Consider the following 25,083-nt stretch of genomic DNA (forward strand, 5'->3'; position numbering starts at 1 on the left):
TGGTATAATAAATAATAATATTAATCCGTAAGGAGTGATAAAATTGCCAACGGAAATTTTATTGGGTAAAAATGAAGATAGTATTAAGGCTTGGAATAAATTTATAAAAATTGGGGAATTAGATTATGACTTAATAAGACCAGTTATAGCTGAGTCATGGTTAAGAAGTAAACAATATAAAATAAATCCATTTGCAAATAATGAAGTTTTAAAACTTGATGAAAGAGAATTAAAAAAAAGAAAAGAAGAATCTAAGAGGTTAGTTGAGATAGCAATGCCTTTTATGAACAGTTTGTACAAAATAGTGGAAGACAATGGTCTTGTAATAAGACTTGCAGATGGAGACGGTTATATTCTTGAGTTTATGGGGAATAGTGATCTTATAGACACTTATAAAGATCTTAATGTACAGATGGGAAGTAATATAAGTGAAAAAAATATGGGAACTAATGCGCTATCGCTTGCAATAATAAATAAAGAGCCTATACAGGTACTTGGAGGTGAACACTATTGTAATTTGTATCACAATTGGAGTTCATCTGCTTGCCCTATAAAGGATGAATATGGATATGTGGTGGGTGTGTTGAGTGTAACGGGACCATATGAGAAAGTACATCCTCATACTTTAGGAATGGTAGTAGCCTCAGGTGAAGCAATAGAAAATCAATTAAAAGTTAACGATATGAATAAAAAATTGAGTATGACAAATAAGCATTTGTTTGCAATAATGGAATCTATATCTGAAGGTCTTTTAGGCATAGATAACAAGGGAATAATCAAAGATATAAACTTATTTGCTAGAAAATTACTTTCACTTGATGAAGAAGTTATCCTAGGCAAAAATATCAGCGAACTTATAAGTGAAAAAAATAATAAGATAATACTAAGTGTTATAAAAAAAGGTAAAAAGCATGAAGAGACAGAGATGTATTTTAAAAATAAAAGGGGAAAACGAATATACTGTATAGTTAGCTTAACACCCATAAAAGACTGCGATACAGATGAGGTTGAAGGTGTTGTTGTAACATTTAGAAAATCTAAGGCTGTACATAATCTCGTAAATAAAATAACAGGGGCTGAAGCTATATTTACCTTTGATGATATTATAGGTAAAAGTGAAATCATACAAGAAGCTAAGAAAATTTCAAAAAAAGCTGCAAGAGCAAATACTACTGTACTTCTTCAGGGAGAAAGTGGGACAGGAAAAGAATTGTTTGCCCAGGCAATACACAATGAAAGTCCTCGAAAAAATAAGCCATTTGTTTTTTTAAACTGTGGAGCTATTCCGAGAGAACTTGTAGCAAGTGAGTTGTTTGGATATGTAGAGGGAGCATTTACTGGAGCTAAAAGAGGTGGACATCCAGGTAAATTCGAGCTTGCAGATGAGGGAACTATATTTCTTGATGAAATAGGAGATATGCCTCTTGATACACAGGTAAATCTACTTAGAGTTTTAGAAACCAAGTCAATAGTGAGAGTTGGAGGTCATAGTGTTATACCTACAGATGTTAGAGTGATAGCTGCAACCCATAAAAATTTAAAAGAAGAAGTTGAAAAAGGGAACTTCAGAGAAGACCTCTATTATAGACTAAATGTAATGCCTATAACTACTCCATCTTTAAGAAATAGAAAAGAGGATATAAATCTTTTGGTAGAATATTTTCTTATTAAATTTAGCAAAAAAATGAATAAAGCCATAGGACCTATTAAAGAGAGTTTTTATAAGTATGTTAAGAGTTATGATTGGCCTGGAAATGTAAGAGAACTTCAGAATGTAATGCAGTTAGTTGTAAATATGGTTGAAGAAGAAGAGGTAATTGAATATAGACATTTGCCTTCTTATATAAAGCCAAGTAATTTATGTAAAAAAATAGGAATAAAAGAAGATGTATTAACTTTAGCAGAGATAGAGAAGGTAGCAATAATAAAGACTCTAGAAGATGTAAGTGGGAATATAGCACTTGCCTCAAAAACACTTGGGATAGGAAGGAGTACTCTTTATAGAAAAATGGAAAAATATAATATAGATTACATGAGATAAAGAAAAGTGTATCAAAATGGAACGAAAGTTCCATTTTGATACACTTTTTTACGTCTGAAAATTAACGAGTGGTTCAAAATGATACATAAAATGAGGAAAAAATAGTGTTTTCATAAATGAACATATTTTAGAATAAAAAAATCTAGAATAATGACCTTTACAATAATGTTGAAATAATAAGGAATTTAGCACAAAAATACTTAAAAATCTAAAAAAATGGCATGAAATTTGCTAGATATAAGAATGTATATAAAACTAATTTTAAGATAAAGGATCAAAAGGAGGATTTTTTATGAAAAAACTAATAATAGTTACGGCTATATTATTAATGTTTTGGGATATATTAGAGGGTTCAATAAATATGGAAAATTTTTTAGTTGGTATATGTATATGTTTATTCGTTTATAAGTTCAATAAAGAAAATTTTATTACAAAATAAGGTGGGATATTTTTGTGTAGAAAATTTATATATATAATTCAATATATATTTGTATTAATAGTGGAAGTTGTAAAAGCAAATATTGATGTTGCAAAGATAGTTTTAAGTCCAAAAATAGATATTAATCCAGTTGTTGTAAACTTTAGAACGAGATTAAAATCTGATTTATGTAGAGTTATATTGGCAAACTCAATTACGCTGACTCCTGGAACTATGACCATTGTTATGGAAAATGATGTATACATAGTACATTGTCTTAAAAAACAGTTTACAGATGGTTTTGTAGATTCTAAGTTTGAAAATATACTTTTGAAAATAGAGGAGATTTAAATAATATGGAAAGAATATTCATAGCTTCAAGTTTGCTTTTATCTATTACAATAGTATTTTGTATGATAAGAGCTATAAAGGGCCCACTAGCTGCTGATAGATTGATTGCTGTAAATGTTATTGGTACTAAAACTATAATTTTGATATCGTTAATATCATTTGTATTAGAGGAAACGTACTTTATAGATGTTGTACTTGTATATGCACTAATTAGTTTTATAGGATCGATAGGAATAGCTGATTTAATCGATAAATAGGAGGGGTAATATGAAATTGGTTGTAGTAACTATATTTTTATTCTCAGGCCTATTTTTCTTTTGTATAGGAACTATAGGTTTGTTTAGATTCAATGATGTTTTTACAAGAGCTCACTCTGCTGCTAAATGTGATACATTAGGTGCGGTTCTTAGTTTACTTGCTTTAATAATATACAATGGGTTTTCGTTTGTTAGTATTAAGTTGATTTTAGTAGTAGTTTTTTTATGGATTACAAATCCTACTGCAACACATTTAATAACAAGGGCAGAGTTTAATAGAAGAAAATAACTATGTGGAGTGAATTGATATGGGATTACTTAGTATTATTATGATTTTATTTTTGATATTTGCATCAGTAGCAGTAACATTTATTGAAGATTTATTAGGTGCTATAATTGTATTTATGGTTTACTCTCTTGTGATGGCAATGCTTTGGCAACAATTAAATGCTCCGGATCTTGCTATAACTGAAGCTGCTGTTGGTGCTGGAATTTCAACACTTTTATTTATATTGACTCTTAAGAGGATAAAGGGGGATTCAAAATGAGAAAAATTATAACTATTATTTTGACCACTTTATTAATAGGAATAATACTTATTGGAGTGAGTGAATTACCTGAGTTTGGTAGAGCAGATGTTCCGGCACATAATTATGTATCTAAGACTTATTTAAAAGATACTGTCAAAGAAACAGGTGCTCTTAATATAATAACTGGAATCATATTAGACTATAGAGCGTTTGATACTTTTGTTGAGGCAACTGTTTTATTTACAGGAGGAATTGCTGTATTATTGCTTTTAAGAAAAGAAGGTGATCAAAGTGAATAGTGAAATACTCAGTGTTGTTTCTAAATTTATAATACCTTTTATACAGGTATTTGGAATATATGTTATTGTAAATGGACATATATCTCCTGGTGGTGGATTTGCAGGAGGAACTATTATAGGAGCAAGTTTTATTCTTTATAGAATTGTATATGGATCTGATAAATCTAAGAATAAGTTTTCTTATAATACATTAATGAAATATATGTGTTTTTCTTTAATAGGATATGCTCTTTTAAAAGGATACAGCTTCATCGGAGGAGGATTACATATACATCTTCCTAGTATTCCAATTGGGACTCCTGGTAGAATATTTTCTGCTGGGTATTTGCTTCCACTTAATATTTTTGTAGGTTGTATAGTTGCTATTACTATGTATTTTTTATATAGCTTGTTTAGTGAAGGAGAAATATAGTATGCAAAATTTAATGAATAATTATATAGAGGTAGGCTCTATTATTTTATTTGGAATCGGCTTTATGACACTATTGCTTAATAACAATATGATAAAAAAGATAATAGGTCTTAATATAATGGATACAGCTATATTTTTGTTTTTTATAGCGAGAGGATATATATATGAAAAGGATGCACCTATAGTTGTTGGAGAGTTTAAAGGCGTTAGTGGATATATAAATCCAATTCCAACATCTCTTATGCTTACAGGTATAGTAGTTTCGGTCAGTATGACTGCATTTATGTTAGCTCTTACTATAAAACTTTATCAAAAATATAAAACTATAGACTTAAGAGAAATCTTAGATATGAAGGAGGGGTAAGTTTGTTTATAAAATGTTTCCCATTACTTATGATTTTAATATTATTTATAAGTTCATTTACTATGCCCCTTATAAAAAATAATAGGGTAATAAAAACTATAAGCTTGGTTACTAATCTTATATGTTTAGTATTGTCTATCTTTACTTTTTATTATGTACAGGTACATGGTAGTTTTAAATACAGAATGGGTCATTTTGATGCTCCATGGGGTATTGAATTTAGTATAGGCAGTATAGAAGCTACAATGGCCATTTTATTTACTGTAGTTTCTTTTTTTATTATTTGGTACTCAGTATATAGCATAGAAAAGGATATTAAAGATAAAAATGTTTGTCTTTATTATCTCCTTATAAATATATTATTATCTTCTCTTTTAGGTATAGTTTTTACAAATGATATATTTAATGCTTTTGTGTTTATTGAGGTAAGTACACTTGCTTCTTGCGGTATTATAGTAGTTAAGGACAAAAAAGAAAATATAAAAGCAACTATAAAATACATTGTATTAAGTAGTTTGGGGTCTGGTCTTGTACTTATGGGAATTGCTTTTTTATACTCTATTACTGGAAATCTGAATATGAATTTTATGCATAGTGAACTTATTAGAAATTGGATGGATTATGAAAAAGTGATATTGATTTCCATTGGCCTTTTTACAATTGGACTTGGAATTAAGGGAGCTATGTTTCCTCTTCATGTATGGCTTCCAGATGCACATTCATCAGCACCAACATCTTCAAGTGCAATGCTTTCTGCTCTTGTAGTTAAAGCATTTGTTTTACTTTTTATAAAAATAATATATAGAATTTTTGGAACATATATAATTTCAAATATATTAGTTCTCGATATTATACTATTGTTAGGAAGTGTAGGAATGATAATGGGATCTATATTTGCAATATTCCAAAGAGATTTAAAAAGAATAATTGCTTATTCTAGTGTTGCTCAGATGGGATATGTATTCTTTGGAATAGGTCTTGGAAATAAACTTGGACTTGCAATTTCAATTTTTCATATTATTGCTCATGCACTTACTAAATCAGCTCTATTTTTAAGTGTAGGGTCCATGATAGAAAAAACAGGAAAGAAGGTTTCTGATTTAAAAGGAATAGGAAAAGAAATGCCAATAACATTAGCTTTATTTACATTAGGAGCTTTATCTATGGTTGGGATACCAATACTTCCTGGTTTTTTAAGTAAGTGGAACTTTGCTCTTGCTAGTGTACAATCAGATAGACTATATTTATTAACTATAATACTTGCAAGTTCACTTTTAAATGGAGTATATTATTTTCCTATAGTCATAAATGGATATTTTGGAGATGAAAATTTAAAAGGAAAAATCTATATGTCTAAGGAAAAAAGTATAAAAGAGATTGTTCCTATTATGATGCTTATGGGTATGATGGTTTGTGTAGGAATTTTTTCTAATTATATTATAAATATTTTGCTTATGGCTTGTGAGCAAATATTTTAATCCATAAAGGAATTAGTTATATAAACTATAGATTAGCATAAAGCGAATTTAACGTTTAAGAAAGGTGAATTTAAATGAAAAGTCTATTAATACTTTTTCCAATAATTATGCCGTTTGTTTTAGCTGTACTTCTAAATGTATTAAAATTTAATAATAAAAAAAGTAGAGAGATATATATAACATGTTGTATTATATTTAATTTTATTTTGACTGTATATACTATGCATTTAGATATTGATATGAAATTGGAAATTTTAAAAATGAATGAGTTCATAAATATATGCTTGAAAATCGATAAGCTAGGTGTATTATTTTCTATACTTGCATCTACTTTATGGATATTTACTACCTTTTACTCTATAGAGTATATGGATCATGAAAAAAATGAAAAGAGATTTTTTACTTTTTTTATACTAACATTGGGAGTTACTATAGGAATTGCATTCTCGGCAAATTTAGTTACTTTGTATATATTTTACGAGATGCTGACCTTAGCAACATTTCCTTTAGTTATTCATGCTGAAAGTAAGGATTCTTTTAAAAGTGGTAAGAAGTATTTGATATATTCTTTTGGTGGTGCTACTTTTGTTCTTTTAGGGATGATACTTTTATATAATATCAATCCTGATTTGAGCTTTACTGCTGGAGGAATACTCAATGACAGTGTTAATGGAAATGAAAAGATGATTCTTATTATATATATACTTATGTTTTTAGGATTTGGAGTTAAGGCCGCTGTTGTTCCATTCCACTCTTGGCTTCCAGCTGCCATGGTAGCACCAACACCTGTAAGTTCCCTACTTCATGCAGTTGCAGTGGTTAAATCAGGAATTTTTTCTATAGTTAGGGTTTCTTATTTTATATTTGGAGCACAGGTAATGAGAAGTGTTAATGCTCATATATATGCAAGTGTATTCGTTGTAGTAACTATATTGATGGGATCTTTTCTAGCAATACACCATGATAATTTGAAGAAGAGGCTTGCATATTCAACTATAAGCCAGCTAGGATATATAATTTTAGGCGTAATAATGTTAAATGAAAATGCATTAATAGGTGGAATTTTACATTTGGTTAATCATGCACTTATTAAAATTATTTTATTCTTTTGTGCTGGAGCTATATATACTAAAAAACATATTAAGAATATATCTGATATGAAGGGAATCGGTAAAGAGATGCCTATAACTATGTGGTGTTTTTCAATAGCTTGTATTTCATTGATAGGCATACCTCCTACTAATGGATTTGTTAGCAAATGGTACTTGGCATTAGGAGGATTAAACGCAAATAAGATGATGTTTCCTATAATACTTTTGGTAAGTGCATTTCTGACTAGTATATATTTACTACCTATTATAGTAACTGCATTCTTTGAAAAGAACAATAATATAGAAATTCAAAATAATGACCCTGGAATAAAGATGCTATTTCCTATAATATCTATAACAGTTATTGTTGTGTTACTTGGAATATTTCCTAATGTTGTAGTGAATTTTGTTGAAAAAATAGTTGTAGAGTTAATATAAAGGAGGTTAAAAATGTATTTGATTATAATGATTGTACTTCCGTTAATAGGCTCTTTAATTGGATATATAGTTGGAAGAAAAAATGAAAGATTCAGAAATCTAGTTATAGATATTATAACTGGCATGGAGTTTTTATTGGTAATAATGATGTATCCTAGTGTTTCAAAACAACCTATAGAAGTATTCGTACCTCATATAATGGGAATTGGACTTTATTTAAAAATGGATATGATAAGATATATATTCGTGGTTTTAACATGCTTTATTTGGTTTTTAACTACTATATATTCTACTCAATATCTTATAAAGCATAATCATAGAAATAGGTATTATGCATTTTTTATGATTACGCTTTCGAGCACAGTAGGGATATTTGTATCTGAAAATATACTGAATCTATTTACATTTTTTGAAATTATGGCATTTACATCTTATATGTTAGTTATACACGATAATGATGTTTATTCTCATAAAGCGGGAAGAATCTATTTAGGAATGTCAATAGCTAGTGGAATGATAACATTAATGGGAATATTATTATTATTCGATTATACGAATACATTAAATATATCTGAAATATCATCGGTAATAGATTCTATTGGAAGTATAAAATATACAATAGGTTTTTCTCTTATGATAGGATTTGCTGTTAAGGCCTGCATGTTTCCGCTTCATATATGGCTTCCAAAGGTATATCCAGCAGCACCAACACCTGCAACAGCAGTACTTTCTGGAATACTTGCAAAAGCAGGGGTTTATGGAATAATGATTGTATCAATATCTATAATGGGAAACGATAAACTATTTTGTGAGATTTTACTTATATTATCGTTTATAAGTATGTTCGTAGGTGGGTTTTTAGCAATATTTCAAAGAAATATAAAAAGGATATTAGCGTATAGTAGTATGAGTCAAATTGGATATATATTAATGGGCGTTGCACTTGTTGGATTATTAGGAGAACACAAGGAAATGGCTATATATGGTAGTATGTATCATGTTGTAAACCATGGACTATTTAAGGTACTTCTTTTTATGATTTCGGGTATAATATATATGATATTAGACGAACTTAGTATAAATAAGATACAGGGCTTTGGAAAGCATAAGAATTTATTAAAAGTATTGTTTTTAGTAGGTATGCTTGGTATTATAGGTATGCCTGGTTTTAATGGATTTATAAGCAAGACTATGCTACATCATGCTTTATCAGAGAGTTTTTATGGAAGAGAAGCTATGTTCTTAGAAATATTATTTACAGTTTGTAGTAGTTTTACAGTGGCGTATCTACTTAAAATATTTATAGCTATATTTGTAGAAAAAAATGATGATTTCAAAGGTCAGTATAAAACAAAAATAAAAAAGAGAGCGTTACTTCCTATGATTATATTGAGTATAAGTATAGTATACGTGGCTATAAAACCTTCATTTTTGATACATATTATGAATAAAGAGAGTATGTTTTTCAATATTAAGTTGAGTGGACATTTTGTTATGGATTTTTATACTATAGATAATATAAAAGCATCTATAGTTACTATATTTCTAGGAATAGGTATATATGTTTTATTTATAAGAAAACATTTGTTAGTTGAAGAATTTGGATATAAAGTCTATAAAAATTTATCCCTTGAATGGTTCAACTTAGAAAATGATTTTTATAGACCAGCTTTTAAATTAGTATATAAAGTATTATCTATAGGATTTTCTACAATAGATACATTTGTTATAAATTTGGTAAAGAGCACTAATGAAAATATTAAGAATCTTGCTGATGTTGAAATGACAAATATAAAGTATAATGGGAATAACAGTTATAAAGTTTCTGACATGTCAAAGGAAATAGGAAGCCATTTAAATAGTGTAACTTACTCTGTATTCATAATAGGATTTGTATTGGTTATAATAACTATTATATTAGTAGGTCTTTAGAACTGGTTTTATAAATGCAAATTAGGGTATATAATAAAAAAAATAATAAAAAAGGAAAATAGATAATCATGTCGAAAGATAAAGGGAATGGTCGAAAAATAAAGGGGGTTTAGTTTATGAAAGATAAAGGAATATTACTAGAAACAGGAACTGGTGAAGTCGAAATATTGGAATTTACGATAAATAAAGAAAACTATGCTATTAACGTTATAAAGGTAAAAGAAATACTTGAAGTAGATTATTTAACTAAGATACCTAATAGTCATCCGGCAGTGGCAGGACTTACTTTGGTTAGAGGTGATGTTGTAACATTAATAGATATGAAGTACGTAATAGAAAAACAAAATACAGACATAAAAAAATGTAAAGTAATATTATGCGAATTCAATAACATAAAGGTAGCATTTTGCGTTGACAACATATTAGGAATTCACAGAATAGGATGGAATCAAATTAAAAAAACTGAAAATGTAAATGAATCATCTTTGGTTATTGGAAATATAATATTTAATAATAAAATAATAATGTTGTTGGATTTTGAAAAAATAGTTATGGATATAAGTCCAGCTTCGGGAATAAGTGAAAAAAGAATTAATGATATTGAGGTTAAGGATAGAAGTAAGGTAAAAATGATATTGGCCGATGATTCCCCACTTATAAGAAAGGTACTCAATGACACTCTTGTAAAGGCCGGATTTAGGAATCTGAGATTTTTTGATGATGGAGAACAGGCGTATAACTATTTGAGTTCTATATCTGATGAAAAGGGAGAAAGTTTTATAGATGATGTTCAAATCCTGATAACAGATATTGAAATGCCGCAAATGGATGGTCATACATTGACTAGAAAAATAAAAGAACATAAAGTATTAAAAAGTCTTCCAGTAATAATATTCTCATCTCTTATAACTAATGATTTAATGCACAAAGGGGAATCAGTAGGAGCGGACGCTCAAATGAGCAAGCCTGAGGTTGGGAAACTTGTAAACTTAATAGACAAATTAACAGTAGATAAATAATAAAAAATGCGATATCAAAACGATATCGTATTTTTTTATATTGACAAATAGGGGAAAATGATTTAATATATTAAGTGAGAATGATTATTAATAACAATATTTTAAGGAGTGAGTTGAATGAGTATAGTAATATATGGTGGTCATGATAGAATGGAAAGAATTTATATAGATGAAGCTAAAAAATATGGAGTAAAAGCTAAGGTGTATACATACGGCAGAAATGATATGACAAAATCTATAGGAAAGAGTGATGGAATAGTTATATTTACAGATACCATATCTCATAAAGTTGCAAGTACTGTATCAAAGGAAGCAAAGAAAAGAAATATACCAGTAGTTGTCTGTCACAATAGTAGCAAGACATCTTTTGGTAATACTATGAAAGAGATGACGTGTTAGTATATGCTTTGAATAATGAATGAAAATCAATACAACAATAAGGAGCTGATAAAATGGCTACATTTATTATAGGTGGTATAGTAATCGGTTATGGTGTATATACATTGGGTAAAACTTTAAAAAAAGAAGCTAAAGGAGAATGCATAGGTTGTAGTGGATGTACGGCTACAAGTTGTAGTTCAAGAAAAGATGATTAAATTTAATAACTACATATTTTTATACATTAAACTAACCCCTTAGAGTATATACAGGCAAAATTACCTGTAAAATACTTTAAGGGGTTAGTTTTATTCTTCTGTTTGTTTACTTCCTATACAAATTACCTCTTTCATTTTAGACATTATATGTTCATATCCACCTTTACTGTGAGGTATTGTGCAGTCAGAACAGTCTTTAATATTATTTTTATATTTAAAATTTCCACCACATGTATCTTTTAGCATATATAAAGGACAAAAACAAAATAGACAATTAAAATTTTTAGGATCCTTTACCTTATGACATGGAAAGTATTCGCATTTATTATTTTGAACAAACTTATAATTTTCACTCATATTTATATCCCCCTTTTTAATACTATATTATATAATATAGTATTAAAAAGGGGGATATAAATATGTAAGATTTGTTGAATTTGATGAAATATAGGTCTAATGTCATGTGGTTATTAATTAATTATATTGGGTATAATTAATTAGTGAGTAGGACTCTTATATTATTTAGATGTTTTAATTTATTGATGTATTAAGAAAGGAAGGTACTGATTGGCATATAATACTATAGACCTAATAGACAAAGCAATAGACATGGCAGAAAAGAGAAAAGGTATATATAAGCACATTGCAAATGATAATCCTCAAAACAAAGGAATTAGTATAGTTGTAAATACTTTAGTTAGAGGGTTAGATAAAAATATAGAATGTTATAATAGACTAAAAATATATATAGAACAAAATGAAGAAGTATCGGAGGAAATTGATTTTTTGATATATGATAAGATTTTATTTTTGGTTAATCAATTTAAAAAAAGATTAATGAATCCAAAAATTTCTGATACTAAAAGTCTTTTAAAATTCTCTTTGAATTTAGAAAAAGAAATATATGCATTATTTATAGATATACAAGGAAGACTAATTATAAAAGAAGAAGATGTAGAAACTAATACATATAGGTTTTTATCGAATATTATAAAAGAAAAAGAAGAATATCTTGAAAACCTAGAAGCATTTGCTAACAGACAAGGCTAGATACATATTTAGCCTTATTTTTTGTTTACACCAAACTAATGTTCTTGTATAATCTGAATAAGCACATATATGTATTAAAATTAACGAATTATAATAAATTAATTTATTATAATTAAAAATAACAACAAATGGTATAATAAATAATATAAGAATTTAAAAAGAGGTGATTGTATGGATAAAAAGAATGAAAAGGCATTGTTAGTTGGGCTCAACATAACTAATGTATTCAAAAAAGAAGATGATATAGATATTTATGATTCTATGGATGAATTGGAGGAATTAGCTAAGGCTGCAGGGGCCGAGGTTATAGAAAAGATAATTCAAAATAAGGAATCAAGAGATGTTGCACTATATATAGGGAAGGGAAAATTGGAAGAAATAAAAATTTATTGTGAAAGCTTAGGTGTTAATGTAGTTATATTTAATGATGAACTTTCAGGAGCACAAATGAGAAATTTAGAAGAATTATTAAATGTAAAAGTTATAGATAGAACAGCACTTATACTTGATATATTTGCTCAAAGAGCATTATCAAGAGAAGGAAAGCTTCAAGTAGAGCTTGCTCAGTTGAAATATAGGCTTCCTAGACTTTCGGGATTTGGTAAAGAAATGTCAAAAACAGGTGCAGGTATTGGAACTAGAGGGCCTGGAGAGCAAAAGTTAGAAGTAGATAAAAGACATATATTAAATAAAATATCTGATATTAGAAAAGAACTTAAAGAAGTAAAGAAAAACAGAGAAACACAAAGATCGCAAAGGCTTAAAAATAGTATACCAATAGTTGCCTTAGTAGGATACACTAATGCAGGAAAATCTACTCTCACAAATGAAATTATGAAGACTCACAAGGATTATGAAATAGAAAAAGAAGTTCTTTCAAAGGATATGCTATTTGCAACTCTTGATGTTACTTTAAGAAAAGCAGCACTTTCTAATAAAAAAGAGTTTTTAGTAGTAGATACAGTTGGATTCGTAAGTAAACTGCCTCATGATTTAGTAGATGCATTCAAAGCGACACTTGAAGAAGTTAGGTATGCAGATTTGATAATTCACGTTGTAGATGCATCTAATGATTGTTATGATATACAAATGAATACGACCCTTGATGTCTTAAAAGAGTTAAAAGCACTTGATAAGCCTGTTATAACTGTATTTAATAAGGTTGATAAGCTAGGATATGATGTAGATGCGAAGAAAGATGAGGATGTGTTATTTATATCGTGTAAAACTGGTTATAACATAGATAAACTTTTAGAAAAAATAAAAGAAAAAATAATGGGAAATCTTCACGATGTATCTTTGCTGATTCCATATAATAAAGGAGAAGTATTTAATACTATCAAAAATAAGAATAATGTTGATGAGTTTGAATATAAGGAAGATGGGATATTCGTAGCTGTAACACTTGATGATATGGACTATGGGAAGTACAAGGAGTATGAAGTGAATTGAAATCTGGAGGATAAAAGCGGTGTTGAGTTGGGATGATATAGATAGCTTAGAAGATTTTAAAATCACATATTTGTTATATCAAGAAGGAAAAAATATAAATCAGATAAGTAAAATAAGAAATATGAAAATTGATGATGTAAATAAAGATATAATAAAGTACAAGCAAATTTTGAGCCAAACTAAGCCAAATAATAAAAACATTATAGAAATACTACTTGAAGAAGATAAAAATTCAAGGATTGATATTATAAATTCACTAAATGAAAGTGAATTAAACAATGTAAAAAAATTGTTGTATAAAAGAATTATTATAGAAAAAAATGTAGATGATTTGATGATACTTCTTTGGATCTGTGGAGAACTAAAAGATTGTAGATTATTGGATAAAGTTCATATATGTTCTAAACATCCTCATGGAGGTGTAAGAAGAATGGCATATTCTGCTATGGGCAAGATAGGTTCAGATGCAAGTATAAATTATTTGCATAAGGGACTTATAGATGCAAAACCACAGGTTAGACAATATTGTGCTAAATCTTTATGCAAAATAGGAAATGAAATTACATTAAAAAAGCTAAAAAATTTGATAAACAACCCTAATGAAAAAGAATATGTAAAAAGAGCTTTCTTAGAAGCTATAGATATTATTGGAAATATGAAAAATAAAAATTGATTATTATCCTCATAAGCACTATTTAAAAAACATATATTAATAATACAAACAAAAACCCAAAAAGATGAGATCATATGGTCATATAATCTTAATTATAATTTATACAAATATAATATAAGGGGGAGTTTAAAATGCTTTTTAGAAATTGTGCAGGAGGAATAGTTTTTTATGGAAATAAAGTATTGATATTAAAAAATGAAAAAAGTGAATGGGTATTACCAAAAGGGATAATTAAAGGTAATAGTATTCCAGCTGAAGTGGCTATAGATAAGGTTAAACATGAATGTGGTGTAAATACTAAAATATTATCAACGGCAGGTCAGACTAATTATGAATTCTATTCAATAAGCAGAAAAACTCCAGTATGTAATGAAATAGTATGGTATGTTATGGAATCGAATGATGTTAAATGCAATATAAACAAAGAATTAGGATTTGTAGATGGTGGATTTTATAAAATAAAAGATGCACTAGAACTTATAACTTATAGCCAAGATAAATCTATTGTTAATTTGTCTTTTAAAAAATACAAAAATTTGAAAAAAGAAATGTAATTTCAAAAAGTATTAAAACTTAAATTTTAGGTTAAACTATATTTGACTTAAATTTAAGGAGGCATATAAGTATGGATAATTTAAATATGAGTGAATTAAAAGCAATAGCAACTAGATGCAGTCAATATAGTCCAATAGAAAGTCAGTTCACATCATCTACTGGTGAGAATGAAGACAATTGTTCAAAGTGTAATCACTATGAAAATAGTAAATGTACATTAGATTTAATTGATGAGATTAGAAGCAATATGCAATAAACTATATTTAATAAAAAAGCCTTATTTTAAAAAAATAAGGCTTTTCTATTGTATAAATTAAATAGAATACTATAATTAAATATACACATATGAAAATAATAATTAGTATTAAATAAAAAAATATATATAAAAAAATTTTAAGTGTTGACGAAATTGTATTTAGGTAATATAATCAATCTCAAATAAAAAAAGCTATAACAAAATAATAATTTAAAAGTTTAGAAGGGTAGTAGTAAATAATTTCTATTTTAAGAGAGTGGATGGTTGGTGTGAATCCATAATAAGAGTTATTGAATCCGACCTGGAACTGCATAGGGGTAAAAACTTATGCCGGAATTTCCGTTAAAGATTAAAGACTGTATATACAGTAAAACAAGGTGGTACCACGTGGATAATATCTCCGTCCTTGACTAACGTCAAGGATGGGGATTTTTTTATTATAAATAAATTATATTATTTTAGGAGAGATGAGAAATGAAAGTAGATAAAATTTTAATGACTCCAGGACCTACTAATGTTCCTAAAAGGGTTTTAAATAAAATGGCTGAGAGTATGATTCATCATAGAACTGATGAGTTCGCAAATATATTTAAAGAATTTAATGAAAGGCTTAAGTATGTATTTCAAACAGATAATACAGTACTTACCTTTCCGTCATCAGGTACAGGTGGATTAGAAGCTAGTATTGTGAATATGTTCTCTAAAAAAGACAAGGTGTTAATAGTATCTATAGGAGTTTTTGGAGATAGATTTGCAGATATAGCAAGGATATATGATATAGAAGTTGATAAATTAGATATACCTTGGGGAAAGGGAGTTGAGATTGAGGATATACAATCTAGATTAACTGATCAGCATAAAGCACTGATAGTTACTCATAATGAAACATCTACAGGTGCTAATAACAATATACAAGAAATAGGAAAGTTCATGAAAAATAAAAAACAGCTTTACATAGTGGATGCAGTCAGTTCTTTAGGAGCTATTGAAATAAAGATGGACGATTGGAATATAGATATATTAGTAAGTGGGTCACAAAAAGCTTTAATGTCACCACCTGGACTAAGTTTTATAGCAGTTAGTGAAAAAGGTTGGAAATTTAATCAAAAATCTAACATACCTAAATACTACTTTGATTTTAAAAAGGCTAAAGATAGTATAGATAAAGAATTACCACAAACTCCTTATACTCCTGCTGTAACACTTATAATTGGGGCGAATGAGGCTCTAAAAATGATACAAGAAGAAGGTATTGACAATGCTTGTAAAAGGCATGAAAGATTGGCCTATGTATTTAGAAATGGTGTAAAAAATATGGGATTAGAATTTTTTGTAGATGAAAAATATCAATCCAATACGGTCACTTCTATAAAAATGAAAAATAAAGCGGTTAATGTTAAAACAATAATGGAGAAAGAGTTTAACATAGTAATAGCAGCTGGCCAAGGAAAATTAAAGAATGAAATTATAAGAATAGGACATATGGGTTGTGTTGATGAAAAAATGATAAATAAAACACTACATGCATTAAATCAAACTTTAAAAAATTTTTAGCTAAAAAATGTGTATACTGAATACTTAATACAAAATTGGAGGAGATTATATTGAAAAATAAGGTTATAATTACAGAGATGATAGATAAAGAAGGAATAAAGATATTAGAAAAAATAGTAGATGTAGATATAAAAGTAGGTATTTCAAGAGAGGAATTATTGAATATAATACATGAATATAATGCTATTATAGTTAGAAGCAATACTATGGTTAATAAAGAATTATTAGATAAAGGTATAAATCTTAAAATAGTAGGAAGAGCTGGAAATGGTATAGATAATATAGATGTAGAAACAGCTACTAAAAGAGGTATAATTGTAGCAAATACCCCTCAAAGTAATACTATGTCTGCTTGTGAACTTACTATAGGTCTTTTACTTTCTCAATCAAGAAATATACCTCAAGCTAATGAAGATACAAAACTAGGTAATTGGGGAAGAAATTCTTTTAAAGGTGTAGAACTTTATGGAAAAACTCTTGGAATAATAGGTCTTGGAAAGATAGGATCTTTGGTTGCAACTAGAATGAAGGCTTTTGGAATGAATATAATAGCGTATGATCCGTATATAAAAGATGAAAGATTTGAAAAATTCGAGGCGACTAAAAAGGATGTATTAAAGGATTTATTACAAGAGTCAGACTTTATTACTGTACATACTCCTAAAACAGAAGAAACTATAAATATAATAGATTACGATGAAATAGAATGTATGAAAATGGGAGTTAGACTGGTCAATGCAGCTAGGGGTGGAATTGTAAATGAGGATGCATTATTAAAAGGAATACAGGATGGTAAAATAGCAAGTGCAGCTCTTGATGTTCATAAAATAGAGCCTTGCGTTAATAGTAAGTTATTTGATCATCCAAATATAGTAGTTACTCCTCATATAGGAGCAGGAACCATAGAAGCACAAGAAAATGTTGGAAAGACAATTGCTAATCAGATTATAAATGGACTAAATGGCGATATTGTCACTAATGCAGTTAATCTTCCAACTATTCATAGAGAAGAGCTTAAGGTAATTAAGCCTTATATTGAACTTGCAGAAAAACTAGGAAAAATATATTATCAGATTCATAATGAGGCAATTGAATTTGTAGATATTCAATATCATGGAAATATAGCTTCTCAAGATGTTCAAATGGTTACTATAGCTTTTATAAAAGGTCTTTTAGAACCCGTTATGAAGGAGAATGTAAACTATATAAATGCTCATTTATGTGCTAAAAATAGAGGGATAATTGTAAATGAAGAAAAGAAAAAAGAGAATTATAAAAATTATGTAGACTCAATGTCTATAAAAATAAAAAATAAAAATGGTGAATTTACTTTGCTTGGGAGCTTATCTTCAAAAAAGGAAGGAAAGCTTGTTGAAATTCATGGATATGAAGTAGATGTAAACCCAACTAGACACATGTTGTTTATACAAAACTGGGATGTTCCAGGGGTAATAGGTGATATAGGAATGGTCCTAGGAAAGAACCATGTAAATGTTGCAACTATGCAAGTTGGTAGAAATATAAAAGGGGAAAAAGCTTTAATGATATTAAATATAGATGAAGGAGTATCAAAAGAGTCTATTGAAGATGTATCAAATGTTAAAAATGTATTATGGGCTAAAGGTATAAAGTTATAGGGAGTGATTTTATGAAAATAGGATATGCAGCATCTGTTGGAGAAGAAAGCATACTTGATTGTATGGAATTTGCTAAAATCAATGGATTCAATGCAGTTGAAATAAATATGAATATGAAGTGTTTTTTTCCTGAAAATTATGATGAGAAAGATATAGAAAATATAAAAAAATATAAAAAAGAAAATAATATAGAGATTACTATGCATGCACCTGAGGACATATCTCTTTTAACTCTTCACGAAAATGTTAGAAATGCTGGTATTGATAGATTGAAAGCAATTATAGAATTTGGAAAAAATATAGATGCAAGTAGAATAACAATACACATAGGAGTGACTCCTTATTTTACATTAACAGATAAACAGTATTATTTAGATGATATATATTATGAAGAATATAGAAGTATTTTAAAACATTCTTTAATGGATTTGAGCGATTGTTGTAAAGATAAGATTAAACTTTGTGTTGAAAATTCAGGACGATTTACTAAAAGACTATATCAAGAGGTTTTATCAGACATTATATATAAAAAAAATATATTCTTAACTTGGGATATAGGTCATTCTTATTTAGAAACATACGATGAAATAAAATTTTTTAAAAATAATATAAATAAAATTAAAACTATTCATGTTCATGATGTAAATGATATAAGTGACCATCAAGTGGTAGGAGATGGAAAACTTGATTTTTCAAAGTATATAGAAGATATAGGATGTGAAGATAAGATTTATATATTAGAGGTAAGACCTAGAGAAAAAGCTTTGAAATCATTAAAAAATTTCAGAAAGTTTATAGAAAACTAAAATTTTATTATTGACGAAACTAAAAGTGTATTGTATTATTATGAAATAACAAGTGAACGAAAAAAAGATAGAGGTTGCATTGTTTAATAGTACTGCTTTGGAGTTAAGCACTATGAAGAAGCATGAAAGGAAATAATGCCGAAGTTTTACAACTGATGCTTTAAGGTTGTAGAGTTGGGGTTGCATATAATATGTGCAACACTGTCACAAATATTTATTTGTGGAGAGCTATCATTCAAATGGAAGTAGGCAATTAATCCTATTCATAAGGTATTAATTTAAATATGCTTATTTAACCTTGAGTGAAGACTCAAGGTTTTTTTGTTTTGATGGACTTTTCTCCAAAAAATTTCGCTTGTACCAATAAATTTGAGGAGGAGTAAAAATGAGAAAAAGAGGATTTATTTTAATTTTAACTTTTATGATGTTTGCTTTATGTATGAATCTGGGTTTTGCGGAGGAATTAGACCCAGCTCAAGTTAATGCAGATAAGTTTGGGTTATTGACTTTATTGCCACCGTTAGTTGCTATAGTATTAGCATTTATAACTAAGAATGTCGTATTATCATTGTTTTTAGGTGTATTTTCGGGAACCTTTTTAGTTAGTTTAAGTGGTTCTAATATCTTTATGGCTTTATTTAATGGATTTTTATCTATAATAGACAAGGTTTTAGCGTCGTTAGCAGACCCTTGGGATGCAGGTATTATTCTTCAGTGTTTAACTATAGGTGGACTTATTGCACTTATAACTAGAATGGGTGGAGCTAAAGCTATAGCTGAGAGTCTTGCTAAAAGAGCCAAGTCTGCTAGAAGTGCTCAAATATTTACTTGGATTTTAGGATTAATAGTATTCTTTGATGATTATGCAAATGCACTTATAGTAGGACCTATAATGAGACCTGTAACAGATAAAATGAAAATATCAAGAGAAAAATTATCGTTTATAATAGATGCAACTGCAGCTCCTATAGCTGGTATTGCTATTATATCTACTTGGATTGGTTATGAAATAAGCTTAATAAAGGATGCTTATGCAAGTATAGGTCAGCAGGTGAATGCTTATTCTGTATTTATATCTACTATTCCTTATAGATTTTACAATATATTAATTCTTGTATTCATAGTTTGTACTGCTCTATTCTTAAGAGAATTTGGACCAATGCTTAAGTCTGAGAGAAGAGCTAGAACTAGTGGGAAGGTTTTAGCTGATGAAATAGACTCGAGATTTGAAGAAGAAAGTAAAGAAATTCAACCTAAAGAGGGAATTAAGCTTAGTGTATGGAATGCAATAATTCCTATAGGTGTTTTAATATTTGCATCTTTACTTGGTTTTTACTACAATGGATACAATACTATAATGGGTGGAGAAGATACTGTTTTAATAGAATTATTAAAGAATTCTCCTGTTTCATTTGCAGCTGTTAGAGAAACTTTTGGAGCATCTGATGCTAGTATCGTATTATTTCAGGGTGCACTATTTGCAAGTATAGTAGCTATTGTAATGGGTACTAGTCAAAAAATATTTAAGGTATCAGAAGCTATTGATACGTGGGTAAAAGGAATGAATTCGTTAGTTATAACAGGTGTTATATTATTACTTGCATGGTCTTTAAGTAGTGTTATAAAAGAACTTGGAACTGCTAAGTTTTTAGTATCTGTATTATCTGGTGCTATACCAAAGTTCTTACTTCCATCTATAATATTTGCACTTGCAGCTGTTATATCTTTTGCAACAGGTACATCTTATGGAACGATGGGTATACTTATGCCTCTTACTATACCTCTTGCACATGCTATATCGCCAGAGTCTTCATATATTATAATGAGTGCTGGAGCTGTTTTAACTGGAGCTACTTTTGGGGATCATTGTTCACCTATTTCAGATACAACTATATTATCTTCAATGGGAGCAGGATGTAACCATATAGATCATGTTAATACTCAAATTGTATATGCTTTAACAGTAGGTGCTATATCTATATTATTTGGATATTTACCAGCAGGTTTAGGAGTTTCTGTATATTTGACGCTTCCAATAGCTATTTTAGCAATAATTGGTACTGTGTATTTTGTAGGAACTCCAGTAGAGGATGCAGAAAGTGCATCTTTAAAGGATGTAGCTGATTTATAATCATCATTATGTAATCGCAAAAATGACGTTTATTGAAATGTATTTCAATGAACGTCATTTTTAGTTTACTAAATATAAATAAGGTATATATGGATATGAGGCCTGTAAAAAAATAGGAATGTATAATCGTTTTTTATTGTATATACATGTGTTATAATATATAGGTTATTATATAAACTTGTAAGATATAGACAAAAAGGAGAGAAAATATATATGGATGCATTTTGGAAAGCTACATATGACTCAAAAAGTTTTAATCTTTATTCAAAAAGTCATATAACAACTTTGATAATAATAGGGGCTATTATCTTAGGAATGTTTTTAATGAGAGAATATATACATAAAAATAGAAGAAAAGTGGGGCTTAGTATAGGGATAATGCTTATTGTTCAACAATTTTTTATGTATTCTTGGTATGTAACTTCTGGAAATTTTACGTTGCAAGAATCTCTACCTTTATATATATGTAGGGTAACGACTATTTTGTGTATTGTAATGATTTTAAAAGAGAGTTATGGTTTTTTTGAAGTAGCTTATTTTTGGGGAATGTCAGGTAGTGTTGTTGCTTTAATAACTCCTGATCCTGGGTTTGAATTTCCTCATGTTATGTTTGTACAATTTTTTATGGGCCATGGCGGGATGCTAATATCTGTATTATTTATGATGTGTTTTTACAAATTTGAACCAAAACTATCATCGCTTAAAAAAACTATAAACTGGACAATAGTATACTTTGCAGGAGTAGAGGTAGTAAACTATGCTATAGGAGCTAATTATTCATATTTAAGAAGCAAGCCACTGAGTAAAAGTCCACTTGACTATTTACCACCTTATCCATATTATGTTCCTATACTTGCCATTATAGCAGTAGGTATATTTTCACTATGGTATATACCTTTTTATATAAGAGATAAAAAAAATGAAATAATAAAAGAAAAAGAAGAAGTGACTAGTTATTAATAAGAGTCTGTTGATTATTTAATCAACAGACTTTTTGGGAGGTATGTATATGATAAAACAATATAAAACTATACATGAATACGGACAAGATGAAGTTATAATAGAAAAGTCTAGATTTATAGGCTATGCAAAACCTGTTGAGACTGAAGAAGAAGCTATGGAATTTATCAATGAAATCAAAAAAAAGCACAAGGATGCAACTCATAACGTATGGGCATATACATTAGGTATGAATATGGATATTCAAAGATACAGTGATGATGGAGAACCATCAGGAACGGCTGGCATACCTAGCCTTGAAGTTATAAAAAAAGAAGATTTGAGAAATGTAGCAGTAGTTGTTACAAGATATTTTGGAGGAATAAAATTAGGAGCAGGTGGACTTGTTAGAGCGTATACAAAAGGAGCTAAGATAGGGCTTAATTCATCAAAAATAATAGATAAAATTTTATATACTGATATAAGATTTAAAATGGATTATACTCTTTTAGGAAAAGTTCAAAATGAACTTATGAATTTGGGATACATAATAAAAGAAATATTATATGAAGATATGGTTACAATAGTAGTATACTCAAAATCAGATGAAGTAGAAGTAGTAAAGAATAAAATAATAGATATAACAAGTTCTAATGTTGAAGTTGAACAAAAGGAAGATTTTTATCTATCAAAATATAATGATGAAATACTTTTAGATTAAGTTATAATGGGTATAAATCCTTATGACAGGAGGGTATAGTATGACAATTGAAAAACTAAAACAAGAAATGATAGAAATGAAAAAATGGGTAGTTGTAGGAGTTACAGAAGATAAGAGTAAATATGGGTATAAAATATTCAAAAAACTAAATGATAAGGGTTATATAACACACGGAGTTAACCCTAAGTACAACGAGATAGAAGGGTATCAAATATATGAATCTATAAAAGATATACCAGAAAAAGTTGATTGTGTAAGTGTAGTAGTTAATCCTAAAATATCAAACAAACTACTTGATGATATATCAGAGCTTGGATTAAAAAATGTATGGTTTCAACCTGGAAGTTTTGATGAAGAGACGATAGATAAGGCTAACAAACTTGGACTTAATATAGTTTACTATGATTGCTTATATGTAGAACTAGGATAAAAAAATGAAGATAAAGTGAGGTCACTGAAAAACAATAAGTTTTTCAGTGACCTCACTTTGGAGTAGTGTCTTTTCTCTGTAAACCTTTTTTTATTTCGTAAACTCCCATTATAAATAAAAATACTCCGAATATCTTTCTTAAAAAATCGGAGTTTAAATTTGATGATATTTTGGATCCTAACAAAGCACCTATTACTCCAAATGAAACTATAGGTAGTATAACTTTATACTCCACACTCTTATTTTTTATGTGAAAAATAAGTGCAAATATAGTCATTGGAATAGATGCCAATAAATTAACACTTTGAGCCATTTTTTGATCTATAGAAGTTAAAAATAATAGAGAAGGTATAAGAATTGTTCCTCCACCTATACCCATACCACCTATAATACCTGATAAAATCCCTATTAATATAAGCATTAAAACACCATCCTTAAGGAAGCTATTATCATAAAAAATCCAAATATTAATCTAAGTTTTGGACCTGAAAATTTGTTCAAAAGTCTAGCTCCTATAATTCCTCCGATAGTGGCTCCAATAGCAACTTTATAGGTAACACCTAAATTAAATATACCATTTTTTATGTATATAAATGAACTGGTAAGTGTAAAAAATATTATTATGCTAAGAGCAGTTGCATGAGATTTATGTTCCTCTATTTCTAAAATGTTATTAAGAGCAGGAACGAGTATACTTCCACCACCAGAACCGAATATACCATTTATAAACCCTGTTATAAAACCTATCAATATAGTTTTTATATTCATATTTTATCACCAGTATTATTTTTATCATAAACTACGAAATATATTTATGATATAATTAAATTTATGTAAAATAAATTAATAAATTTGACTTATAATAAATAGAGATATATATATAGAAAGGGGTTATGGAATGTTGACTATAGAACAAAAAATAGAAAAAACTGTACAGTGGTTGAGAGAACAAGTTAGAATATCTGGTACTAATGGATTGGTAGTAGGAATTTCTGGAGGTATAGACTCAGCTCTTGTTGCTTGTTTGATTAAAAAGGCATTTCCTGATAATTCATTAGGAGTAATTATGCCAATAAAAAGTAATCCTAAGGATAGAGAAGATGCTTTAAAGGTTGTTAAGGCTTGTAACATAAAGTACTTGGATTTAGATTTAACTGAAGTTCAATCTAAATTGTTCGATATAGTAATTGATAACATGAAAGATAAGGGTATATATAATGAAGATAACGCTAGAATATCAGATGCCAATCTAAGAGCTAGAGTGAGAATGAGCACTCTTTATACAGTAGCGAATAATTTAAACTATATGGTAGTTGGAACTGATAATGCAGCTGAAGTACATACTGGATATTTTACTAAATACGGTGATGGAGGGGTAGATATACTTCCTATATCTAACTTAACAAAGAGAGAAGTTTATGAATGGTCAGAGGTTTTAGGTGTTCCTGAATCTGTCTTAAATAGAGCGCCATCTGCAGGTCTTTGGGAAGGACAAACTGATGAGAATGAAATGGGAACAACTTATGACATGATAGATAAAGTAGTTAAAGGAGAAGATGTGCCTCAAAAGGACAAGGAGATAATAGATAGATTACATAAAAGATCAGAGCACAAAAGAATTATGCCTCCAAAGCCTCCAATTTTCTAGTTTGT

The 25,083-nt window shown here is 28.6% G+C and carries 31 protein-coding genes, 1 riboswitch and 1 other annotated feature; of the genes, 28 read left to right on the forward strand and 3 right to left on the reverse strand.

Annotation, left to right across the window (positions count from 1 at the left end):
- Positions 1 to 43: 43 nt before the first annotated feature.
- The 15 genes from Tmeso_RS01830 to Tmeso_RS01895 all read left to right on the forward strand — a co-directional run bounded on the left by Tmeso_RS01830 (position 44) and on the right by Tmeso_RS01895 (position 11,226).
- A complete protein-coding gene (locus Tmeso_RS01830; protein ID WP_099187671.1) occupies positions 44 to 2,041 on the forward strand; it encodes a sigma-54-dependent Fis family transcriptional regulator in 1,998 nt (665 codons plus the stop codon).
- 292 nt (positions 2,042 to 2,333) lie between these two features.
- Complete coding sequence (locus Tmeso_RS16275; RefSeq protein ID WP_187296185.1) at positions 2,334 to 2,480, forward strand: hypothetical protein; 147 nt, start codon at positions 2,334 to 2,336, stop codon at positions 2,478 to 2,480.
- Positions 2,481 to 2,492: 12 nt separating this feature from the next.
- Complete coding sequence (locus Tmeso_RS01835; protein WP_187296186.1) at positions 2,493 to 2,810, forward strand: Na+/H+ antiporter subunit E; 318 nt, start codon at positions 2,493 to 2,495, stop codon at positions 2,808 to 2,810.
- A 5-nt stretch (positions 2,811 to 2,815) separates the two neighbouring features.
- Complete coding sequence (locus tag Tmeso_RS01840; protein ID WP_099187675.1) at positions 2,816 to 3,067, forward strand: monovalent cation/H+ antiporter complex subunit F; 252 nt, start codon at positions 2,816 to 2,818, stop codon at positions 3,065 to 3,067.
- Positions 3,068 to 3,077: 10 nt separating this feature from the next.
- Positions 3,078 to 3,356, forward strand: coding sequence for a monovalent cation/H(+) antiporter subunit G (gene mnhG, locus Tmeso_RS01845; RefSeq protein ID WP_099187677.1), 279 nt, complete (start codon positions 3,078 to 3,080; stop codon positions 3,354 to 3,356).
- A gap of 19 nt (positions 3,357 to 3,375) precedes the next feature.
- Positions 3,376 to 3,615: a hydrogenase subunit MbhD domain-containing protein gene (locus tag Tmeso_RS01850; protein WP_099187679.1), complete on the forward strand. Its 240-nt coding sequence runs from the start codon at positions 3,376 to 3,378 to the stop codon at positions 3,613 to 3,615.
- A complete protein-coding gene (gene mbhE / locus Tmeso_RS01855) occupies positions 3,612 to 3,896 on the forward strand; it encodes a hydrogen gas-evolving membrane-bound hydrogenase subunit E (RefSeq protein ID WP_099187681.1) in 285 nt (94 codons plus the stop codon). Before Tmeso_RS01850 ends, mbhE begins: the two co-directional genes overlap by 4 nt.
- Positions 3,889 to 4,308: an MnhB domain-containing protein gene (locus Tmeso_RS01860; RefSeq protein ID WP_187296187.1), complete on the forward strand. Its 420-nt coding sequence runs from the start codon at positions 3,889 to 3,891 to the stop codon at positions 4,306 to 4,308. Before mbhE ends, Tmeso_RS01860 begins: the two co-directional genes overlap by 8 nt.
- A gap of 1 nt (position 4,309) precedes the next feature.
- A complete protein-coding gene (locus Tmeso_RS01865; RefSeq protein WP_099187684.1) occupies positions 4,310 to 4,672 on the forward strand; it encodes a sodium:proton antiporter in 363 nt (120 codons plus the stop codon).
- A gap of 2 nt (positions 4,673 to 4,674) precedes the next feature.
- Positions 4,675 to 6,150, forward strand: a complete 1,476-nt coding sequence (locus tag Tmeso_RS01870) for a complex I subunit 5 family protein (protein ID WP_099187686.1) — start codon at positions 4,675 to 4,677, stop codon at positions 6,148 to 6,150.
- Positions 6,151 to 6,224: 74 nt separating this feature from the next.
- Complete coding sequence (locus Tmeso_RS01875) at positions 6,225 to 7,679, forward strand: complex I subunit 5 family protein (RefSeq protein ID WP_099187688.1); 1,455 nt, start codon at positions 6,225 to 6,227, stop codon at positions 7,677 to 7,679.
- A 12-nt stretch (positions 7,680 to 7,691) separates the two neighbouring features.
- On the forward strand, positions 7,692 to 9,611 hold the full coding sequence (locus tag Tmeso_RS01880; RefSeq protein ID WP_099187690.1) for a complex I subunit 5 family protein: 1,920 nt from the start codon (positions 7,692 to 7,694) through the stop codon (positions 9,609 to 9,611).
- A gap of 116 nt (positions 9,612 to 9,727) precedes the next feature.
- Positions 9,728 to 10,630 (forward strand): chemotaxis protein, encoded by a 903-nt coding sequence (locus Tmeso_RS01885; protein WP_099187692.1) that lies wholly within the window; start codon positions 9,728 to 9,730, stop codon positions 10,628 to 10,630.
- A 117-nt stretch (positions 10,631 to 10,747) separates the two neighbouring features.
- Positions 10,748 to 11,029 (forward strand): DUF2325 domain-containing protein, encoded by a 282-nt coding sequence (locus Tmeso_RS01890; protein WP_099187694.1) that lies wholly within the window; start codon positions 10,748 to 10,750, stop codon positions 11,027 to 11,029.
- A 53-nt stretch (positions 11,030 to 11,082) separates the two neighbouring features.
- Positions 11,083 to 11,226, forward strand: coding sequence for a FeoB-associated Cys-rich membrane protein (locus tag Tmeso_RS01895; RefSeq protein WP_099187696.1), 144 nt, complete (start codon positions 11,083 to 11,085; stop codon positions 11,224 to 11,226).
- A gap of 90 nt (positions 11,227 to 11,316) precedes the next feature.
- On the opposite strand, the gene Tmeso_RS01900 is transcribed toward Tmeso_RS01895, so the two are convergent.
- A complete protein-coding gene (locus Tmeso_RS01900) occupies positions 11,317 to 11,583 on the reverse strand; it encodes a cysteine-rich small domain-containing protein (protein WP_099187698.1) in 267 nt (88 codons plus the stop codon).
- Positions 11,584 to 11,793: 210 nt separating this feature from the next.
- Here Tmeso_RS01900 and Tmeso_RS01905 point away from each other — a divergent pair, with 210 nt between their 5' ends.
- The 12 genes from Tmeso_RS01905 to Tmeso_RS01960 all read left to right on the forward strand — a co-directional run bounded on the left by Tmeso_RS01905 (position 11,794) and on the right by Tmeso_RS01960 (position 23,430).
- Complete coding sequence (locus Tmeso_RS01905; RefSeq protein ID WP_099187700.1) at positions 11,794 to 12,276, forward strand: hypothetical protein; 483 nt, start codon at positions 11,794 to 11,796, stop codon at positions 12,274 to 12,276.
- A gap of 171 nt (positions 12,277 to 12,447) precedes the next feature.
- The gene (gene hflX, locus Tmeso_RS01910; protein WP_099187702.1) at positions 12,448 to 13,728 is read left to right on the forward strand and encodes a GTPase HflX; all 1,281 of its coding nucleotides are present in this window, start codon (positions 12,448 to 12,450) and stop codon (positions 13,726 to 13,728) included.
- Between the two features lie 19 nt (positions 13,729 to 13,747).
- Positions 13,748 to 14,401, forward strand: coding sequence for a HEAT repeat domain-containing protein (locus Tmeso_RS01915; RefSeq protein ID WP_099187704.1), 654 nt, complete (start codon positions 13,748 to 13,750; stop codon positions 14,399 to 14,401).
- Between the two features lie 131 nt (positions 14,402 to 14,532).
- Positions 14,533 to 14,955: an NUDIX hydrolase gene (locus Tmeso_RS01920; protein ID WP_099187706.1), complete on the forward strand. Its 423-nt coding sequence runs from the start codon at positions 14,533 to 14,535 to the stop codon at positions 14,953 to 14,955.
- A gap of 71 nt (positions 14,956 to 15,026) precedes the next feature.
- Positions 15,027 to 15,212 carry a hypothetical protein gene (locus tag Tmeso_RS01925; protein ID WP_099187708.1) on the forward strand — a complete coding sequence of 62 codons (186 nt, stop codon included), beginning with the start codon at positions 15,027 to 15,029 and terminating at the stop codon, positions 15,210 to 15,212.
- Positions 15,213 to 15,422: 210 nt separating this feature from the next.
- Positions 15,423 to 15,623, forward strand: a binding site (T-box leader).
- A gap of 63 nt (positions 15,624 to 15,686) precedes the next feature.
- A complete protein-coding gene (locus Tmeso_RS01930; protein ID WP_242967824.1) occupies positions 15,687 to 16,766 on the forward strand; it encodes a pyridoxal-phosphate-dependent aminotransferase family protein in 1,080 nt (359 codons plus the stop codon).
- Between the two features lie 50 nt (positions 16,767 to 16,816).
- Complete coding sequence (serA, locus tag Tmeso_RS01935) at positions 16,817 to 18,403, forward strand: phosphoglycerate dehydrogenase (RefSeq protein ID WP_242967825.1); 1,587 nt, start codon at positions 16,817 to 16,819, stop codon at positions 18,401 to 18,403.
- Positions 18,404 to 18,414: 11 nt separating this feature from the next.
- The gene (locus Tmeso_RS01940; RefSeq protein ID WP_099187710.1) at positions 18,415 to 19,209 is read left to right on the forward strand and encodes a sugar phosphate isomerase/epimerase family protein; all 795 of its coding nucleotides are present in this window, start codon (positions 18,415 to 18,417) and stop codon (positions 19,207 to 19,209) included.
- A gap of 60 nt (positions 19,210 to 19,269) precedes the next feature.
- Positions 19,270 to 19,448, forward strand: a riboswitch (Lysine riboswitch).
- A 146-nt stretch (positions 19,449 to 19,594) separates the two neighbouring features.
- A complete protein-coding gene (locus tag Tmeso_RS01945) occupies positions 19,595 to 21,340 on the forward strand; it encodes a Na+/H+ antiporter NhaC family protein (RefSeq protein ID WP_099187712.1) in 1,746 nt (581 codons plus the stop codon).
- Between the two features lie 213 nt (positions 21,341 to 21,553).
- Complete coding sequence (locus tag Tmeso_RS01950; RefSeq protein ID WP_099187714.1) at positions 21,554 to 22,300, forward strand: YwaF family protein; 747 nt, start codon at positions 21,554 to 21,556, stop codon at positions 22,298 to 22,300.
- 52 nt (positions 22,301 to 22,352) lie between these two features.
- Positions 22,353 to 23,000 (forward strand): YigZ family protein, encoded by a 648-nt coding sequence (locus tag Tmeso_RS01955; RefSeq protein ID WP_099188192.1) that lies wholly within the window; start codon positions 22,353 to 22,355, stop codon positions 22,998 to 23,000.
- A gap of 40 nt (positions 23,001 to 23,040) precedes the next feature.
- The gene (locus Tmeso_RS01960) at positions 23,041 to 23,430 is read left to right on the forward strand and encodes a CoA-binding protein (RefSeq protein ID WP_099187716.1); all 390 of its coding nucleotides are present in this window, start codon (positions 23,041 to 23,043) and stop codon (positions 23,428 to 23,430) included.
- A 52-nt stretch (positions 23,431 to 23,482) separates the two neighbouring features.
- Here Tmeso_RS01960 and Tmeso_RS01965 read toward each other — a convergent pair whose 3' ends face one another.
- Entirely contained in the window at positions 23,483 to 23,851 is a 369-nt protein-coding gene (locus tag Tmeso_RS01965) for a sulfite exporter TauE/SafE family protein (protein WP_099187718.1), read from the reverse strand.
- The gene (locus Tmeso_RS01970; protein ID WP_099187720.1) at positions 23,851 to 24,198 is read right to left on the reverse strand and encodes a TSUP family transporter; all 348 of its coding nucleotides are present in this window, start codon (positions 24,196 to 24,198) and stop codon (positions 23,851 to 23,853) included. The genes Tmeso_RS01965 and Tmeso_RS01970 overlap by 1 nt, the downstream gene beginning before the upstream one ends.
- A 130-nt stretch (positions 24,199 to 24,328) precedes the next feature.
- On the opposite strand from Tmeso_RS01970, the gene nadE reads away from it, so the two are divergent.
- Entirely contained in the window at positions 24,329 to 25,078 is a 750-nt protein-coding gene (nadE, locus tag Tmeso_RS01975) for an NAD(+) synthase (RefSeq protein ID WP_099187722.1), read from the forward strand.
- Positions 25,079 to 25,083: the final 5 nt, after the last annotated feature.

It is taken from the genome of Tepidibacter mesophilus (assembly GCF_002724055.1).
GTDB classification, from domain to species: domain Bacteria; phylum Bacillota; class Clostridia; order Peptostreptococcales; family Peptostreptococcaceae; genus Tepidibacter_A; species Tepidibacter_A mesophilus.

Bases quoted from the DNA above. Each gene is read 5' to 3' on its own strand.
- Tmeso_RS01950 (WP_099187714.1), top strand. From the start codon at position 21,554: ATGGATGCATTTTGGAAAGCTACATATGACTCAAAAAGTTTTAATCTT.
- Tmeso_RS01865 (WP_099187684.1), top strand. From the start codon at position 4,310: ATGCAAAATTTAATGAATAATTATATAGAGGTAGGCTCTATTATTTTA.
- Tmeso_RS01875 (WP_099187688.1), top strand. From the start codon at position 6,225: ATGAAAAGTCTATTAATACTTTTTCCAATAATTATGCCGTTTGTTTTA.
- Tmeso_RS01880 (WP_099187690.1), top strand. From the start codon at position 7,692: ATGTATTTGATTATAATGATTGTACTTCCGTTAATAGGCTCTTTAATT.
- Tmeso_RS01965 (WP_099187718.1), bottom strand. From the start codon at position 23,851: ATGCTTATATTAATAGGGATTTTATCAGGTATTATAGGTGGTATGGGT.
- mnhG (WP_099187677.1), top strand. From the start codon at position 3,078: ATGAAATTGGTTGTAGTAACTATATTTTTATTCTCAGGCCTATTTTTC.
- Tmeso_RS01900 (WP_099187698.1), bottom strand. From the start codon at position 11,583: ATGAGTGAAAATTATAAGTTTGTTCAAAATAATAAATGCGAATACTTT.
- Tmeso_RS01890 (WP_099187694.1), top strand. From the start codon at position 10,748: ATGAGTATAGTAATATATGGTGGTCATGATAGAATGGAAAGAATTTAT.
- Tmeso_RS16275 (WP_187296185.1), top strand. From the start codon at position 2,334: ATGAAAAAACTAATAATAGTTACGGCTATATTATTAATGTTTTGGGAT.
- Tmeso_RS01925 (WP_099187708.1), top strand. From the start codon at position 15,027: ATGGATAATTTAAATATGAGTGAATTAAAAGCAATAGCAACTAGATGC.
- Tmeso_RS01895 (WP_099187696.1), top strand. From the start codon at position 11,083: ATGGCTACATTTATTATAGGTGGTATAGTAATCGGTTATGGTGTATAT.
- Tmeso_RS01840 (WP_099187675.1), top strand. From the start codon at position 2,816: ATGGAAAGAATATTCATAGCTTCAAGTTTGCTTTTATCTATTACAATA.
- Tmeso_RS01885 (WP_099187692.1), top strand. From the start codon at position 9,728: ATGAAAGATAAAGGAATATTACTAGAAACAGGAACTGGTGAAGTCGAA.
- hflX (WP_099187702.1), top strand. From the start codon at position 12,448: ATGGATAAAAAGAATGAAAAGGCATTGTTAGTTGGGCTCAACATAACT.
- mbhE (WP_099187681.1), top strand. From the start codon at position 3,612: ATGAGAAAAATTATAACTATTATTTTGACCACTTTATTAATAGGAATA.
- Tmeso_RS01940 (WP_099187710.1), top strand. From the start codon at position 18,415: ATGAAAATAGGATATGCAGCATCTGTTGGAGAAGAAAGCATACTTGAT.
- nadE (WP_099187722.1), top strand. From the start codon at position 24,329: ATGTTGACTATAGAACAAAAAATAGAAAAAACTGTACAGTGGTTGAGA.
- Tmeso_RS01930 (WP_242967824.1), top strand. From the start codon at position 15,687: ATGAAAGTAGATAAAATTTTAATGACTCCAGGACCTACTAATGTTCCT.
- Tmeso_RS01850 (WP_099187679.1), top strand. From the start codon at position 3,376: ATGGGATTACTTAGTATTATTATGATTTTATTTTTGATATTTGCATCA.
- Tmeso_RS01945 (WP_099187712.1), top strand. From the start codon at position 19,595: ATGAGAAAAAGAGGATTTATTTTAATTTTAACTTTTATGATGTTTGCT.
- Tmeso_RS01970 (WP_099187720.1), bottom strand. From the start codon at position 24,198: ATGAATATAAAAACTATATTGATAGGTTTTATAACAGGGTTTATAAAT.
- Tmeso_RS01920 (WP_099187706.1), top strand. From the start codon at position 14,533: ATGCTTTTTAGAAATTGTGCAGGAGGAATAGTTTTTTATGGAAATAAA.
- Tmeso_RS01960 (WP_099187716.1), top strand. From the start codon at position 23,041: ATGACAATTGAAAAACTAAAACAAGAAATGATAGAAATGAAAAAATGG.